General features: G+C 71.9%; 14 protein-coding genes. 10 read left to right on the plus strand and 4 right to left on the minus strand.

Annotated elements, in window-relative coordinates; all coding sequences use genetic code 11:
- Positions 1-506: 506 nt before the first annotated feature.
- Complete coding sequence (locus ACFVTF_RS08030) at positions 507-1,400, minus strand: helix-turn-helix domain-containing protein (protein ID WP_387810659.1); 894 nt, start codon at positions 1,398-1,400, stop codon at positions 507-509.
- Positions 1,401-1,598: 198 nt separating this feature from the next.
- Here ACFVTF_RS08030 and ACFVTF_RS08035 point away from each other — a divergent pair, with 198 nt between their 5' ends.
- From ACFVTF_RS08035 to ACFVTF_RS08045, 3 genes are all read left to right on the plus strand, one after another.
- Complete coding sequence (locus tag ACFVTF_RS08035) at positions 1,599-2,528, plus strand: MBL fold metallo-hydrolase (protein WP_387810661.1); 930 nt, start codon at positions 1,599-1,601, stop codon at positions 2,526-2,528.
- 110 nt (positions 2,529-2,638) lie between these two features.
- Complete coding sequence (locus tag ACFVTF_RS08040; protein ID WP_387810664.1) at positions 2,639-4,078, plus strand: carboxylesterase/lipase family protein; 1,440 nt, start codon at positions 2,639-2,641, stop codon at positions 4,076-4,078.
- A 104-nt stretch (positions 4,079-4,182) separates the two neighbouring features.
- Positions 4,183-4,512: a deoxyxylulose-5-phosphate synthase gene (locus ACFVTF_RS08045; protein ID WP_387810667.1), complete on the plus strand. Its 330-nt coding sequence runs from the start codon at positions 4,183-4,185 to the stop codon at positions 4,510-4,512.
- Between the two features lie 66 nt (positions 4,513-4,578).
- Here the strand turns inward: ACFVTF_RS08045 and ACFVTF_RS08050 are convergent, their stop codons facing one another.
- Positions 4,579-5,241, minus strand: coding sequence for a GDSL-type esterase/lipase family protein (locus ACFVTF_RS08050; protein WP_387810670.1), 663 nt, complete (start codon positions 5,239-5,241; stop codon positions 4,579-4,581).
- Positions 5,242-5,665: 424 nt separating this feature from the next.
- On the opposite strand from ACFVTF_RS08050, the gene ACFVTF_RS08055 reads away from it, so the two are divergent.
- The 4 genes from ACFVTF_RS08055 (at position 5,666) to ACFVTF_RS08070 (ending at position 9,761) form a co-directional block, all read left to right on the plus strand.
- Positions 5,666-6,739: an ABC transporter ATP-binding protein gene (locus tag ACFVTF_RS08055; RefSeq protein WP_387810672.1), complete on the plus strand. Its 1,074-nt coding sequence runs from the start codon at positions 5,666-5,668 to the stop codon at positions 6,737-6,739.
- A 31-nt stretch (positions 6,740-6,770) separates the two neighbouring features.
- Positions 6,771-8,015, plus strand: coding sequence for an ABC transporter substrate-binding protein (locus ACFVTF_RS08060; protein WP_387810675.1), 1,245 nt, complete (start codon positions 6,771-6,773; stop codon positions 8,013-8,015).
- A gap of 62 nt (positions 8,016-8,077) precedes the next feature.
- Positions 8,078-8,932, plus strand: coding sequence for an ABC transporter permease (locus ACFVTF_RS08065; RefSeq protein ID WP_331745434.1), 855 nt, complete (start codon positions 8,078-8,080; stop codon positions 8,930-8,932).
- Between the two features lie 13 nt (positions 8,933-8,945).
- Positions 8,946-9,761 carry an ABC transporter permease gene (locus ACFVTF_RS08070; protein ID WP_387810677.1) on the plus strand — a complete coding sequence of 272 codons (816 nt, stop codon included), beginning with the start codon at positions 8,946-8,948 and terminating at the stop codon, positions 9,759-9,761.
- A gap of 106 nt (positions 9,762-9,867) precedes the next feature.
- Here ACFVTF_RS08070 and ACFVTF_RS08075 read toward each other — a convergent pair whose 3' ends face one another.
- Positions 9,868-11,922 (minus strand): transglycosylase domain-containing protein, encoded by a 2,055-nt coding sequence (locus ACFVTF_RS08075; RefSeq protein WP_387810680.1) that lies wholly within the window; start codon positions 11,920-11,922, stop codon positions 9,868-9,870.
- A gap of 483 nt (positions 11,923-12,405) precedes the next feature.
- Here ACFVTF_RS08075 and ACFVTF_RS08080 point away from each other — a divergent pair, with 483 nt between their 5' ends.
- The 3 genes from ACFVTF_RS08080 (at position 12,406) to ACFVTF_RS08090 (ending at position 15,108) form a co-directional block, all read left to right on the plus strand.
- Positions 12,406-12,609: a cold-shock protein gene (locus ACFVTF_RS08080; protein WP_030918248.1), complete on the plus strand. Its 204-nt coding sequence runs from the start codon at positions 12,406-12,408 to the stop codon at positions 12,607-12,609.
- A 390-nt stretch (positions 12,610-12,999) separates the two neighbouring features.
- Entirely contained in the window at positions 13,000-14,553 is a 1,554-nt protein-coding gene (locus ACFVTF_RS08085; RefSeq protein ID WP_387810683.1) for a DEAD/DEAH box helicase, read from the plus strand.
- A gap of 174 nt (positions 14,554-14,727) precedes the next feature.
- Positions 14,728-15,108 (plus strand): CBS domain-containing protein, encoded by a 381-nt coding sequence (locus ACFVTF_RS08090; protein WP_387810686.1) that lies wholly within the window; start codon positions 14,728-14,730, stop codon positions 15,106-15,108.
- Here the strand turns inward: ACFVTF_RS08090 and ACFVTF_RS08095 are convergent.
- Positions 15,098-15,688: a TetR/AcrR family transcriptional regulator gene (locus ACFVTF_RS08095; RefSeq protein WP_387810688.1), complete on the minus strand. Its 591-nt coding sequence runs from the start codon at positions 15,686-15,688 to the stop codon at positions 15,098-15,100. The genes ACFVTF_RS08090 and ACFVTF_RS08095 overlap by 11 nt on opposite strands.
- Between the last annotated feature and the right edge of the window lie 118 nt (positions 15,689-15,806).

A 15,806-nucleotide genomic window follows, 5' to 3' on the forward strand; every position in this document is an offset into this window, starting at 1 on the left:
GTTGCTCCGGCAGCTCATGGACGCGGCAGCGACCGTCGGCATCGGCCCCGCGCTCGCAGGGGTTGCTCCGGGCGCCTGTTCGCTCAGGTGGTCGTGCAGAAATCGGCCCCGCGCTCGCGGGGGGTTTCTCCAGTGTCGGTTGCCGCGTTCACCGCCTCGATCAATCGGCCCCGCGCTCGCGGGGATTGCTCCGCTCTGTCTACGATCGGCGCTCATGTGAGGTCGTCGGCTTCCTGATGGTATCTCTTGCTGCAGATGAGGGCGGTGGCTGGTGAGTTCCTGCCACGGGTCGTGGGAGGGCTTCAGGTCGTTGCGCGCCTTCGAGGTCCGCTTGGTGCCCTTGGCATCGTTCGGGCGCTGCGGGCCCGCGTCTGCCTGGCCGCGTCGGTACCGGCGGCTTGGGGATCGCTGGTGGTTCGGGGAACTGCGAGCCCCGCCGCGCGCCGCGCAGCGGAGGCTGGGGCGGCGCCGTAACAGCGGGCACGGGGCCGCGGCGCTTGCCCGGCCTACGCCTGGGGAGCGCCAGCGCCCCAGGCGTGCCGCGCCCGGCTGGCGGCTGCCTGGCGGAGGAGGGTGAGGGCTTGCGCGGAGGGGGAGTTGGCGGGGGTGGTGCACACGATGAGCGACTGGTCCGGTGAGCGGGCGATGGACAGGGTCTGCTGGGTCACCGTGACCGTGCCGATGACGGGGTGGTGCAGTTCGTAGGACGAGGCGTCGCACGGCACCACGCGGTGGTCTGCCCACCGGGCGACGAACTCCGGGCTCTTCATGGTCAGTTCGCCGATCAGACCCGCGAGCAGCACGTCCTCCGGATGTCTGCCGACGGCGATGCGCAGGTTGCCGACCACCGCGCGCGCCTTGCGTCCCCAGTCCGCGTACAGCTCCCGGCAGTGCAGGTCGAGGAAGAGCATCCGGCTCATGTTCGGTCGTCGGGCCGGGTCGTCCGGGCTGAGGACGTCGAGGTGGCCGGCCAGCAGGGCGTGTCCGAGGGTGTTCCAGGCGAGGACGTCGGTGCGGCGGCCGAGCACGATCGCGGGGACGCCGTCGACGGCGCGGAGGAGGTCCCGGGTTTCGTCGGCGAGTTTCTCGGGCCGTGGGCGGCGTGGCCGGGGCGTGTGGCGGGCGGTGTCGGCGAGCCGGTCGAGGTGGGCGCGCTCGTGGGTGTCGAGCAGGAGGGCACCGGCGATGGCGTCGAGGACCTCGGCGGAGGCCCCGCGGGACAGGCCCTGTTCCAGCCGGGTGTAGTAGGAGACGCTGACGCCGGCGAGTTGGGCCAGTTCTTCGCGCCGGAGCCCGGCCACCCGTCTGCGGGGCCCGAGGTCGCGCAGGCCGACGTCCTCGGGCCGCAGCTGCGCCCGACGGGCTTGGAGGAAGGCACCGAGTGGGCCTGGTCCGTTCATCGCCCCAGTATTCGGTGGGCGGCCCGCTCCCTGCCACACCCTGCGAGGGGTAGGACAAGCCGGGAGTGGTTGGTGCCCGTCCGGGTGTCCAGGATCGGTCTCAGTCGGCCGCCCGTTCGGCCGAGCACCCCGGACCCGAGGACGGACCGCATGGATCAGAACGTGAACCAGAGCATGGATCAGCACATGGATCAGAGCATGGACCAGAAAACGGGCCAGGACCCCGAACAGATCACCCTGGGCGACGTCACCGTCACCCGCGTCAAGGAGTTCTACGGCTCGGCCGGGCTCGCGCCGGTCCAGTTCTTCCCGGACAGCCCCGACGGCTCGTGGGACGAGCACCGCGACTGGCTGGTGCCCGACTTCTGGGACCCGGAGACGGGCGAGTGCCGTACGGCGATCCAGACCTGGCTGCTGCGCAGCGAGGGGCGCACGATCCTCGTGGACACCGGCGTGGGCAACCACAAGGACCGCCCCTACGCACCGGTGTGGAGTCGCCTGGACACCGGCTACCTCGACAACCTCGCCGCCGCCGGGGTGCGGCCCGAGGACGTCGACGTCGTGGTCAACACCCATCTGCACATCGATCACGTGGGCTGGAACACCCGCCTGGACGGCCGGGACTGGGTGCCGACGTTCCCGAACGCCACGTATCTGATGCCCCGGCGGGACTTCGAGTTCTGGGACCCGGCCAACGGGCACAAGAGTGTGTTCGGCCGCGGGAACCAGAACGTGTTCGAGGACAGCGTCGCGCCGGTCCACGCGGCGGGGCTGGCACACCTGTGGGAGGGGACGTACCGGATCGACGGGAATCTGCGGCTCGATCTCGCTCCCGGGCACACTCCTGGCTCGTCCGTGCTCACCCTGGAGTCCGGCGGCGACCAGGCCCTGTTCGTCGGGGACCTGGTGCACACCGCGTTGCAGATCGCGGAGCCGGAGACCAATTCCTGTTTCTGCGAGGACCCGGCGGAGTCCCGCGCGACCCGGCGCAAGCTGCTCGGCCGCGCCGCCGAGAGCAACGCGCTCGTTCTCCCTGCGCACTTCGGCGGCCGGGGGGCGCTGGAGGTCGCGCGCAGCGGGTCGAAGTTCGCGGTCAAGGAGTGGGCGGGTTTCTCCCGGATCTCCTGACGTCCTGATCTCCTGGTCCTGTCTCGCGGCGTCCTGATCTCCTGGCGTCCTGTCCGGAGATCCCCCGATCGATGTCCCCCTTCGTTCCCTTCCAGAGAGGAAGTCACCCCGTGCCCCGACAGGCAGATCCGGTCGTCGAAACCCCGGCGGGCGCCGTGCGCGGCGTCCGTGACGAGTCCGGCGAGCGCTTCCGCTCCCTCCCGTACGCGGCGGCGCCGGTCGGTGCCGGCCGGTTCGCCGCGCCCGTGCCGCACCCGGGCTGGTCGGGTGTCCGTGACGGCAGCAGGCCCTCGCCGACCGCTCCCCAGCCGGCCCGGGACTTCGGCCGGCTCGACATGAGCCCCTACTTCGGGCCGGGCTGGGTGCCCGGCGAGGAGTACCTGACCGTCGACGTCCACACGCCGGCCGCCGACGGGCGCAGGCGCCCCGTGATGGTCTTCGTGCACGGCGGCGGGTTCGTCACCGGCTCGAACCGGGCGGCGCTCTACGACGGCGGCGCGTTCGCCCGCGACGGCGTCGTCCTCGTGACGGTGAACTACCGCCTCGGCGTGCCGGGGTTCCTGGAGCTGGCGGGTGCTCCGGCCAACCGCGGGCTGCTCGACGTGCTCGCCGCGCTCAGGTGGGTGCGGGGCTCGGTGGCGGCCTTCGGTGGCGACCCGGGGAACGTCACGGTCTTCGGCCAGTCCGCGGGCGCCACGCTCGTCGGTGCGCTGCTCGCGACTCCGGCGGCCGCCGGTCTGTTCCGGCGGGCGATCGTCCAGAGCGGCAACGGCTGCGGCGCGTTCACGCCGGAGCAGGCGCAGCGGGTCACCGCCGCGGTGGCGGGCGCGCTGGGCGTCGAGCCGACCGTGGAGGCGTTCGCCCTGGTCCCGGACGAGCGTTTCGTGGCGGTCCTGCCCGCGCTGGCCGGCCTGGACCTGCGGACCGACGCCGCTTCGGACCCGCTGGCCGGGCTCAGCCCGTTCAGCCTGGTCCTGCCGACGCAGCCCGCCGACGCCCTCGCCGACGGCCCGGCCGCCGACGTCGACCTGCTCATCGGCACCAACACCGAGGAGGGGCACCTCTACGTCGTCCCGCAGGGCGGTCCGGAGTCCACCACGGACGCCGACGTGCTCGCCGTCGCCGCCCGGGTGCACGCGGACCCGGAGGCCGCCCTCGCCGCGCACCGCTCGGCCCGGCCGGGCGCGACACCGGGCGAGTTGCGCTCCGCCGTACTCGGGCAGGCCCTGTTCGAGGCCGGTACGGCGCGTCTGGCGCAGGCCCACGCCCGGATCTCGGGCGGCCGTACGCACCGCTACTCGTTCGGGTACCGCTCGACGGCCCTGGGCGGGCGGCTCGGCGCCGCCCACACCGTCGAACTGCCCTTCGTGTTCGACGTCGCCGACGAACCGTGGCTGCACGGGGACACCGGGCTGCTCGGCCCCGAACCCGCCCCGGCGGGGCTCGCGGCCCGGGTCCACGGTGCCTGGGTCGCGTTCGCCGGCACCGGGGACCCGGGCTGGGCCGCCTACGACCTGCGCCGGCCCGTGGTGGAGGTCTTCGGCAGCTGAGCGCCGCCAGGAACCACCAGGAATCGCCAGAGGCATCGCTCCCCCGGTGCTGGACGGGAGAAAATCCGGTCGGCCCGACTGCTGCCGACGCATAGTCTGGCCGCATGGCCCACGCGAAGACCTCGTACGTCTGTCTGCCCTGCCGGGCCTCGTACAAGCAGCGCTACCTCGGTACGCACGAACGGCGCTGCCCGCGCTGTACCGAGGCGCTGATCCACGTCGGCTCGGCCTTCGCGGCTCCGCGTCGGAGAGACGCCGCCGGCTGGCGGACCCTCTCCGTGCTGCTGCACGCGGGGGTCCGGTTCCACAAGAGCTGCTGCGGTGGCCCCGGCTACCGGCCGCGCACGCTCGGCGAGGTGCGCGAGCGGATGGCACACGCCCGGCTTACCGGGGAACCGTTCGCCCGCGTGCTGGTGCGCCAGGAGCTTCCCTGAGCTCATTGGCTCTCCCCGAACCACCCGCCCACCCGATCACCAGGGCGCGAGCGGGCGCGGGCCCGGTCAGGCGACCAGGCGTAGCCAGGCTGCCGCGAGGGCGGCGTGGCCGGCGGGCGTCGGGTGGACGCCGTCCTCGGACCAGTGCTCGGGGCCGGCCGTGGTGGCGAGTTCGGCGAACATGCCGTCGGCGGCGAGCAGGTGCGCGCCGTAGGTGCGGGCGAGCTTGCGCACGGCCTGGATCTTGGGGTCCAGGTCGGTGCGCCACTGCTGCCGTTGGTGCTCTCCGATGAGGGCGGCGCCGGCCTCGATGACGCCGTGGATCGGCAGGAGGAACGGCTCGATGAGGATCAGCTGCGTGCCCGCCTCGGCGAGGGGCGCGAGCAGGCGGTCGTAGCCCGCTTCGAACTCGTCCGCGGGGATCACGCGCCCCGCCGGGTCCAGCGTGTGCCAACCCATGTCGTTGACTCCGACGAGGATCGACAGCACGTCCGGGCGGGCGTCGAGTACGTCGGTGTGCCAGCGGGCTTCAAGGTTCATCACCTTGTCGCCCGCGTTCCCGGTGTTCAGCCAGGTCACGGGCCGGTCCGGGTGCCGTAGTCCCCACTCGCCCGCGACGCGCAGCGGGTAGCCGTGCCCGAGGCCGTCTTCGCTCTGCTGCCGTTGGCAGTCGGTGATCGAGTCGCCGGTGAACATCACGGTGCTTCCCGGTCGGATGGCGATCGTCATGTGCGCTCCTTGGACGTGGACTTGAGTTCGGGCGACAGAACGTGAGGCGAGGAGAGGAGAGGCAAGGCCTGACCTCTCGAAGGTGCCGGACCTCGCCGTCATCGGGCTGGCAGTCACCGGCACGCCACCGCCGTGCCACCGCCACGCCACCGTCATCGCGCTGACGGCGCCCGAGGCCGGTGGGCCGCCGCCACCACCCGGGCCGGTGGCTTTTCTGCTTCAGTCGAAGATTCAGAGGATTCAGCAGTCCCGCGGATCCGACAGCAGAAATCGCGAGACCGAGGTGCGGATGACATCCAGCCCAGTTCCCAGTCCATCCGCCAGCCCCTCCCCCAACCCTCCGGAGGGTGCGTCGGGCCGCTCGGCCGGCCGTCCGCCCGTGCCCGGTGCGGTCGCGTTGTCCGGGGTCAGCAAGGCGTTCGGCGTGGTCAGCGCTGTGGACGGGATCGATCTGGAGGTCAGGCCGGGCGAGTTCTTCTCGATGCTCGGGCCGTCCGGGTCGGGCAAGACGACGGTGCTGCGCATGATCGCGGGCTTCGAGGCGCCGAGCGCCGGCCGGGTGTTGCTGGGCGGGGTCGACGTCACCGGCTTGCCCGCGTTCGACCGCGACGTCAACACGGTGTTCCAGGATTACGCCCTCTTTCCGCATCTGTCGGTGTGGCAGAACGTCGAGTACGGGCTGAAGGTCAAGCGGGTGCCGCGGGCGGAGCGGGCCGCACGGGTGGCCGAGGCGCTGGCGAGCGTGCGGTTGCCCTCCTTCGGTGACCGGCGCCCGGCCGAACTCTCCGGCGGGCAGCGCCAGCGGGTCGCGCTGGCCCGGGCGCTGGTCAACCGCCCGTCCGTGCTGCTGCTCGACGAGCCGCTCGGCGCCCTCGACCTGAAGCTCCGGCTGGAGATGCAGCTCGAACTCCAGCAGATCCAGCGCGAGGCCGGGATCACCTTCGTCCTCGTCACCCACGACCAGGACGAGGCGCTCACGATGAGCGACCGGATCGCGGTCCTCAACGCCGGCCGGATCGAGCAGGTCGGCACTCCCGCCGAGGTGTACGAGCGGCCGGCCACCGCGTTCGTGGCGGGCTTCGTCGGCACCTCGAACCTGCTCCGGGGCGCCTGCGCCGAGCAGGTCTTCGGCCGGCCCGGGACGTATTCGGTGCGCCCCGAGAAGATCCGCATCGCCCGGCCGGACGACCTGACGGGGCCCGACGAGTACGGCGTCACCGGGACGATCGGCGAGGTCGTCTACGCCGGCGCGCAGACCCGCTTCCTGGTCGACCTGGCGGCGGGCGGCCGGCTGGTGGCCGTCCGGCAGAACCTCGACGGCTCCGGCCTCGACGGCTCCGGTCCCGACGCCTCCGGTACCGACGTCTCCGGCCTCGACGGCTCCAGTACCGGCGCCTCCGGTCTCGACGCCTCCGGTGCCGACGTCTCCCGCCACCGCGGGGCGAGCGTCCTCCTGGCCTGGCGGCGACAGCACACCGTCCGCCTCGACAACTCCTGACCCCCAACCCTTGACGAAAGCGATCGAGTTCATGAGCACCACGCGCCCCCGCCCCCTACACCGCCGAACCCTGTGCCGCCGCCCCCTGAGCGCCCTGGCGGCCGCGGCCGCCCTGCTGCTGCCCGTGGCGTGCGCGTCGAACTCCGGCGGCAGCGGCGGCACGGGCAGCGGCTTCACCGCACCGGACATCCCCGCGCAGAAGTCCCTCGGCCCGGGCGAGGGCACCGTCAACATCGTCGCCTGGGCCGGCTACGTCGAGTACGGGCAGGACAACAAGGCCGTCGACTGGGTCACCCCGTTCACCCGGCAGACCGGCTGCAAGGTGAACCTCAAGGTGGCGGGCACCTCGGACGAGATGGTCGCGCTGATGAAGACCGGCCAGTACGACACCGTCTCGGCCTCCGGTGACGCGACGCTGCGCCTGATCGCGGGCGGCGACGTCGCCCCGGTCAACACCGCGCTCGTCCCCAACTACGCCGACATCTACCCCGGGTTGAAGAACCGCCCGTGGAACTCGGTCAAGGACGTGCCGTACGGGATCCCGCACGGGCGCGGCGCCAACCTGCTGATGTACAACACCGACAAGGTCACCCCCGCGCCGACCTCCTGGGGTGCGGTCTTCACCCCGGACTCGCCCTATGCCGGGCACCTCACCGCGTACGACAGTCCGATCTACATCGCTGATGCCGCGCTCTACCTGATGAGGACCAAGCCCGAGCTCGGCATCAGGAACCCCTACGCCCTGACCTCCTCCCAACTGGACGCCGCGGTGGCGCTGCTCAAGGTCCAGAAGAAGCAGATCGGCTCCTACTGGAACGACTACACCAAGGAGCAGGCGGCGTTCGACTCCGGCGACGCCCTGATCGGCACCACCTGGGAGGTGATCCAGCAGGCGGTCGCCGCCGACGGCAGGGTGAAGACGCAGGCGGTCCTGCCCGTCGAGGGTTCCACCGGCTGGTCCGATACCTGGATGGTCTCGGCGCACGCCCAGCACCCCAACTGCGCCTACGCGTGGATGGACTACATCGTCTCGCCGTCGGCCAACGCGCAGGTCGCCGAGTACTTCGGCGAGGCCCCGGCCAACTCCAAGGCCTGCGCGCAGATCACCGACAAGCCGGGCTTCTGCGCCGACTACCACGCCACCGACGAGAACTGGTGGAAGGACGTCTACTACTGGACCACGCCCACCGCGCAGTGCGCCGACGGCAGCGGCCGCGACGACTGCACCGCGTACGCCCAGTGGGTCACCGCCTGGAACGGGATCAAGAGCTCGTGAGCGCCCCCGCCGCGGCACGCACCCCGGCGCACACCCCCGCGCGCGCTCCGACACGCACCCCGATGCGCCGGCTGGCCGGGCTGCTGGACCGGCGCCCAGGTCTGCGGCTCGCGGCACTGCTGGCGGCGCCGATGACCTGGCTGGTGCTGGCGTACCTCGGCTCGCTGGCGGTCCTCCTGCTGTCCGCGTTCTGGACCACCAACGCGTTCACCTCCGCCGTCGAACAGCACTGGACGCTCGACAACTTCCGGTCGCTGCTGACCGATCCGCAGTACCGGACGGTCGCCGTGCGCACGCTGGGCATCGCGGTGTCGGTGACGGTGATCGACGCGGTGGTCGCCCTCCCGATGGCCTTCTTCATCGCCCGGGTGGCCCGGCCCGGGAGCCGGCGCCTGCTGCTGGTGGCGGTGCTGACGCCGCTGTGGGCCGGCTACCTGGTCAAGGCCTACGCCTGGTGGGTGATGCTCAGCCACGGCGGTGTCCTGGACTGGGTCACCGCCCCCTTCGGCGGGCACTCCCCCGGTTTCGGCGTGCCGGCGGTGGTCATGGTGCTCGCGTACCTGTGGCTGCCCTACATGGTGCTGCCGCTGTGCACCGCGTTCGGACAGTTGCCCGACAGCCTGCTCGCCGCCGCGGCGGACCTCGGCGCCGGCCCCTGGCGGACCCTGCGCACGGTGGTGCTCCCGCTGGCCAGGCCGGCGCTCATCGCCGGGTCGGTCTTCACCTTCTCGCTGAGCCTGGGCGACTACCTGACGGTGCAGATCGTCGGCGGCACCACGTCCATGCTCGGCAACGTCATCGCGTCCAACGTGACGCTGAACCTGCCCCTGGCGGCCGCGGTGTCCTGCGTCCCGGTGCTGCTGATCGTGGGCTACCTGCTCGCCGTGCGCCGCACCGGCGCACTGGACAGTCTGTGAGGCCGAGGCCCTGATGCAACTCTCCCGCGGTGCCCGGATCCTGCTCCGGACGGCGACGGCCCTGGGGTTCGCCGTCGTCTACGCCCCGCTGCTGCTGGTCCTGGTGAACTCCTTCAACGCCTCGCGCTCCTTCGCCTGGCCGCCGTCCGGCTTCAGCACCCGCTGGTGGACGGCCGCCTGGCAGGAGACCGGGCTGCGCGAGGCGCTGGCCACGTCGCTGAAGGCCGGGCTCGGAGCCACCGGGGTGGCGCTGGTCCTGGGCACCATGGCGGCCTTCGCCGCGACCCGGTACCGGTTCTTCGGCCGGCAGTCGGTCTCCTTCCTGCTGATCCTGCCGATCGCCCTGCCCGGCATCGTCACCGGTATCGCGCTCAACGCCGCGTTCCGCACCGTGCCGACCCCGCTCGGGGTGGGCTTCGGCCTGTTCACCGTGGTCGTCGGGCACGCCACCTTCTGCATCGTGGTGGTGTTCAACAACGTGTCGGCGCGGCTGCGGCGCATCGCGCCGTCGGTCGAGGAGGCGTCGGCGGACCTCGGGGCGGACACCTTCCAGACCTTCTGGTACGTGACGCTGCCGGCCGTGCGCAGCGCGCTGCTCGCCGGGGCGCTGCTGGCCTTCGCGCTCTCCTTCGACGAGATCGTGGTGACCACCTTCACCGCGGGCCCCGGCACCCGGACGCTGCCGCTGTGGATCTTCGAGAACCTGGCCCGGCCCAACCAGGGCCCGGTGGTGGATGTCGTGGCCTCGGTGCTGATCGTCCTGGCCGTCCTGCCGGTCTACCTGGCGCAGCGTCTGTCCGGCGAGCCGCTGGAGGGGCACGGCCGCTGAGCGGCCCCCGGTCCCCGGCCCCCAACCGCCGGGCTCCGGGCGCCGGGGCCGCACCGAGTTCCGTCGGCGCGGCCCCGGATCCCGGTGCACCACTCGTCCCGCGCAGCTACGGCAGCTGCACCGGGGTGAAGGTGCCGGCCGGAGTGTCGGCGAGGGCGCCGTTCATGGCGTCGCGCCAGATCGGGCCGGCCAGGGTGCCGCCGAAGGCCTGGCCCACGACGGTGCCGCCGATGCGCTGGCCGTCCAGGGGCTTGGGGTTGTCGGTGTCGCTGACGACGGTGGCGCCGGCCATCTCGGGGGTGTAGCCGACGAACCAGACCTGGCGGCTCGCGTCGGTGGTGCCGGTCTTGCCGGCGCTGTCGCGGCTGCTGAGGCCGGCGGTCTGGCCGGTGCCGTCCTCGACGACGCCCTTGAGCATCGCGGTGACGGTGTCGGCGGTCGTGGTCGACATCACGGCGGAGCAGTTCGCCTGCGGCACCGCGAGCTGCTTGCCGTCGGGGCCGGTCACCGAGGCGATGGCGGTCGGCGCGCAGTAGGTGCCGTGGGCGGCGAAGGCCGCGTAGACGCCGGCCATCTCCAGCGGGGTCAGGTCGTTGCTGCCGAGCGTCATCGACGGGACGACCTGGAGCTTCTCGCCGCCCGCCTGCTGGGTGATGCCGAGCTCGTTGGTCATCCGGGCGACGTTGCACAGCCCGGCGTCGCCCTCCAGCTTGGCGAAGTAGGTGTTGACCGACTGTGCCATGGCCGTCTTCATGTCGAACTGGCCGGTGAGGCTCTGGCTGTCGTTGTGCACCTGCCCGGCGGAGGGGAACCGGCCGCCGGAGCAGTCCGTCATCGCCGGCCACGGGATGCTGTAGTCGGTGGTGTAGCTCTGGCTCGGCGAGATGCCGTTCTCCAGGGCCGCCGCGGCGACGATCGGTTTGAACGTCGAGCCGGTCGGGAAGCCGAGCCCGCCTCCCATGGCCTTGCCGACGTTGTAGTTGATCTGGGTCTGGTGCTGCTTGCCGTCGACACCGTACGGGCGGCTCTGGCCCATCGCGAGGATCTTGCCGGTGCCCGGCTCGACGATGCTCATCGCGGTCGCCGCCTGGTCGCCGGCGTTCACGTGGGCGGTGACGGAGGCGTAGAGCGAGGCCTGGGCCTTGGGGTCGAGCGTGGTGTGGATCTGGAGGCCGCCGCGCTTCCACACCGCCTGCCGTTCGGCCGCCGACTTGCCGAAGGCCGGATCGGTGAGCACCGTCTGACGCACGTAGTCGCAGAAGAAGCCCTCGCCCTGCTTGGCCAGGATGCAACCCTGCTGCGGCGCCTGGACGTTGAGCCCGAGCGGGGTGGCGATGGCCTGCTGGGCCTGCTCCTTGGTGATGTGCCCGTACTCGGCCATCTTGCGCAGCACGGTGTCGCGTCGGTCCTTCGCCGCGGTCGGGTTGACCGTCGGGTCGTAGCCGGTGGGCGACTGCACCAGTCCGGCGAGCAGCGCGGCCTGCGGCAGGGTGAGGTCCTTGGCGTGCACGCCGAAGTAGCGCCGCGCCGCCGACTCGATGCCGTAGGCCTTCTCGCCGAAGAAGGTGATGTTCAGGTAGTTGGTGAGGATCTGGTCCTTGCTCAGGGTCTCCTCGACCTTGATCGCGTACTTCAGTTCCTGGATCTTGCGGCCGATCGTCTGGCGCTGCGCCTCGGCCACCTTCTGCGGGTCGTCGCCCGCCTCGTCGACGAAGACGTTCTTCACGTACTGCTGGGTCAGGGTGGACGCGCCCTGCGCGGTGCCGCCGGAGGTGGCGTTCTTGTCGAGGGCGCGCAGCACGCCCTTGAGGTCGATCGCGCCGTGCTCGTAGAACCGGTTGTCCTCGATGTCGACGAGTGCGGTCTTCACCAGCGGGGACATCTGGTCCGCCGGGACGACGGTGCGGTCGCGGTCGTACACGGTGGCGATCGTGCCGCCCTGCGCGTCGAGGATCGTCGAGGCCTGTGAGAGCGGCGGGGTCTTGAAGTCGTCGGGCAGGTTCTGGAAGTCGTCGGCCGCCGACTGGGCGCCGAGCCCGGCGGCCGCCACCGCGGGCAGGGCTATGCCCGCCGCCACGATCCCGGCTATCACGCTCACCCCGATCAGCCGCGTTCCGTGCCCCAGTTTCCGCATCTCCATCGCCTCCCGCTTCTCCGCCATGTCGTGCGCGACGTTACGTGCGCGTCATGAGGAACTCCTTGGGAGTCGGGCCCCGCCGTGTCACAACCCTGCGACAGCCCTGCGACAGCCCTGCGACGGCCTTGTGGCAGGCCCGCCGGGCGCGGGTCCCGGACGCCCCGTCCGCGAAGTCCGTCACCCGAGGTCGTCCGAGGTCGTCCGCGGCGGCAGAATTGACACTTCCTGCCGTTGGCGCCGGAGAGCACAAGGGCGGTCTTTTCTGAAATCCGGCAGCCCCGGGGGAGGCTCCCGTGAAACCCGGGGTGCCATATTCGCCCATGGCGGGCCCGAGCCTGCTAGAGTCGTACGAGTTGCAGTAGTGGTTCCCATGGACTTTGTGTGCGCCTGCTGATGTTTTGCAGGCGCATTTTTGTTTCCCGGCTCTTCCCCGGGTGGGTGCTCATCGCGGCGACTCGAGGCCTGCATGGTGCGGGCTTCGGACAGCCTTTGAAGGAGATTATTTTTATGGCTAATGGCACCGTGAAGTGGTTCAACGCGGAAAAGGGCTTCGGCTTCATCGAGCAGGAGGGTGGCGGCCCGGACGTCTTCGCCCACTACTCGAACATCAACGCCAACGGCTTCCGTGAGCTGCTCGAGGGCCAGAAGGTCGAGTTCGACGTCACGCAGGGCCAGAAGGGCCCGCAGGCCGAGAACATTCGCCCGCTGTAGTTTTTCTGCCACGGCACCCGCCTAGCAGCGAGGGGCCCGCACCGCGTACACAATGCCCGGTGCGGGCCCCTCGGCATTGCGTCTCGGATGCATTCCACCGACGCATTCCCGGCCGCTTCGGCCCCTGGCTCCGCCACCGGCGGCCATCCCCCCCCCCACGCGAGACTCACAGCGCCGCGTCCGGATCGGTGCCCTGCCGTGACACCTCACGGTTCGAGGCCGTTCGCTCCCGCCCCTCCGGGGTGAGCGCCGACCGTAGGCGACGTGCCGCACGGTTCTACCGTCCACGCTCCGCCCGTCACACTTCCGGCCCGTTCCCTTGCGGTCTCCGTCGGCGCCCCGCGCCACGGGACCTTCCTCGTGACGCGCCGCCCTGAGGAAGGTTTCCACGTGAACCGCTCCAGTCGCTCCTCGTACCAGAACGCCAACTCCCGCTCCGGCGCCGGCTCCCGCGCCGCCTCGGGCTCCCGCTCCGGCGGCGGTTCCTTCTACGGCTCCCGTCCGGCCGGCGGCCAGCGCCCCTCCGGCCGGGGCCCCCGCCAGGACTCCTCCCCGCAGGGCGAGTTCGCGATGCCGGTGAGCACCACCCCCGCCCTGCCGGCCGTCGAGTCCTTCGACGAACTGGACATGCCCGCGGCCCTGTTGAAGACGCTGACCCGCCAGGGCGTCACCTCGCCGTTCCCGATCCAGGCCGCGACGCTGCCGAACTCGCTGGCCGGCCGCGACGTGCTCGGCCGGGGCCGTACCGGCTCCGGCAAGACCATCGCCTTCGGTCTCGCCGTCCTGGCCCGCACCGCGGGGCAGCGGGCCGAACCCCGCCGCCCGCTGGCCCTGGTACTGGTCCCCACCCGCGAGCTCGCGCAGCAGGTCACCGAGGCGCTCACCCCCTTCGCGCACTCCGTGCGGCTGCGGATGGCGACCGTGGTCGGCGGAATGTCGATCGGCCGCCAGGCGCAGGTGCTGAACCGCGGGGCGGAGGTCGTGGTGGCCACCCCCGGCCGGCTCAAGGACCTGATCCAGCGCGGCGACTGCCAGCTGGACGGGGTCGGCGTCACCGTCCTCGACGAGGCCGACCAGATGGCCGACATGGGCTTCCTGCCCCAGGTCACCGAGCTCCTCGAACAGGTCGCCGAAGGCGGCCAGACCATGCTGTTCTCCGCCACCCTGGACCGCAACGTCGACCGCCTGGTGCGGCACTTCCTCAAGGACCCGGTCACCCACTCGGTCGACCCGTCCGCGGCAGCGGTCAGCACCATGGAGCACCACGTGCTGCATGTGCAGAACCACGACAAGAACGCCACGATCGCCCACATCGCCTCCCGCGACGGCGGGGTGATCATGTTCACCGACACCCGGGACCGCGCCGACGCGCTGGTCGAGGACCTGCTCGCCAACGGAGTCAAGGCCGCGGCCCTGCACGGCGGCAAGTCCCAGCCCCAGCGCAACCGCACCCTGGAGCAGTTCCGCACCGGCCACGTCACCGCGCTGATCGCCACCAACGTCGCCGCCCGCGGCATCCACGTCGACGGCCTCGACCTGGTCGTCAACCTGGACCCGCCGGTCGACCACAAGGACTACCTCCACCGGGGCGGCCGCACCGCCCGGGCCGGCGAGTCCGGCACCGTCGTCACCCTCGTCCTGCCCAGCCAGCGCCGCCAGATGGCCCGGCTGATGACCACCGCCGGCATCACCCCCGTCACCACCAGGGTCCTCGCCGGCGACGAGGACCTGACCCGCATCACCGGCGCCCGCGTCCCCACCGGCGTGCCCGTCGTCATCGCCGACGCCGTCGTCGAGCGTCCGCGCCGCAGCGCGGCCACGAACCGCGGCCGCCGCGGACGCCCCGCCCCCACCGGCGGCGACACCCGCGCGGCCGCCGGCCGCGACAGCCAGGGCTCCTCGGGCCGTCGCCGGGCGCCCAGGCGCGTCACCCTCGCCGCGTAGCACCCCGGCGGGCCCGGCTCACGGTGCGGGCCGGGCCCGCGCAACCCCCCGGGCCCCCGGGCTCCCGGGCCTCCGCGGCACCCCGGTCCGCTCCGACGTACGCCGTCAGCCGCCCCTCCCCCAGTGCCCCGATCACCGCCGACTCCGGCGGAAGCGACACGAAGGAGCCCGCCCATGACCATCGCCCCCGGACACCCCGCAAGCACCGCCACGGTCGGCGACCTCATGAAACGCCCGGAGCTGCAGATCAGCGACGACGTCATGGTCGACACCGCGATGGACATCCTGAAGAGCTCCGGCAGCGACCACCTGCTCGTCCGCGACGACGACGGCCGCTGCGCCGGGCTGCTGACCCGCCTGCACCTCGCGCCGTTCCAGGCCCGGTCCTGGTACACCGAGCGCACCCCGGTGCGCGACATCGTCCTCGACCGCGCCCCGTTCGCCACCGCCGACATGCCCGCCACCACGGCGGCCGCCGCCATGCGCTCCCGCAGCCTGGACGCGTGGCCGGTGGTGGACCACGACGGCCGCGTCATCGGCCTGCTCAGCTTCTAGACACGATCCCCTCGACGATCCTCATCAGGCGCTCCCCCGCCCGGTCGACGCTCCCGTTCTGCGCGCAGACCTGCGCCCCTTCGAGCACGAAGGTGATCTCGGCCGCGGTCTGCGCCGGGTCGGGCAGCCGGGCCTCGGCGCACATGGCGACCAGCCTGCGCAGCTGGCCGGCCTTGTGCTCCTCGATGACCTGCCGTGCCGGGTCGGAGCGGTCGGGCAGTTCGGCGATGGAGTTGATGAACGGGCAGCCCCGGTGCGAGATCGCCGGCAGCCCCTCGGCGATGAAGCGGGCCAGGCCCAGGATCTGCTCCCCGGGCCGGCCGGGGTGCTCGGCCTCGACCCGGTCGAAGGCCTCCTGGTAGTCGGCGGCGACGATCCGCAGCCACTCCGCGACCAGTGCGTCCTTGGTCCCGAAGTGCCGGTAGATCGCCATCTTGGTGGTCTCGGCCTTCTCGGCGATCGCCTGGACGCCCACCCGCCGGATCCCCTCGCTCTGGAAGAGCTCCTCCGCCGCGTCGAGGATGCGCTCACGGGGCGGAAGCTTCGCCACCCTGCCCGGTCTTCTGGTGCTCGATGTCATGACTGCTCCGTGCCGTCCGGTCGGCGGTTTCCGAGGGGCCTTCCCACTCGCCTTCCCGCTTCCGTCACGATACCAAGCAGCTCCATACGATACCGTTCGGTATCGTCAGATGCTGGCC

This window comes from Kitasatospora sp. NPDC057940, assembly GCF_042887425.1.
GTDB lineage: Bacteria > Actinomycetota > Actinomycetes > Streptomycetales > Streptomycetaceae > Kitasatospora.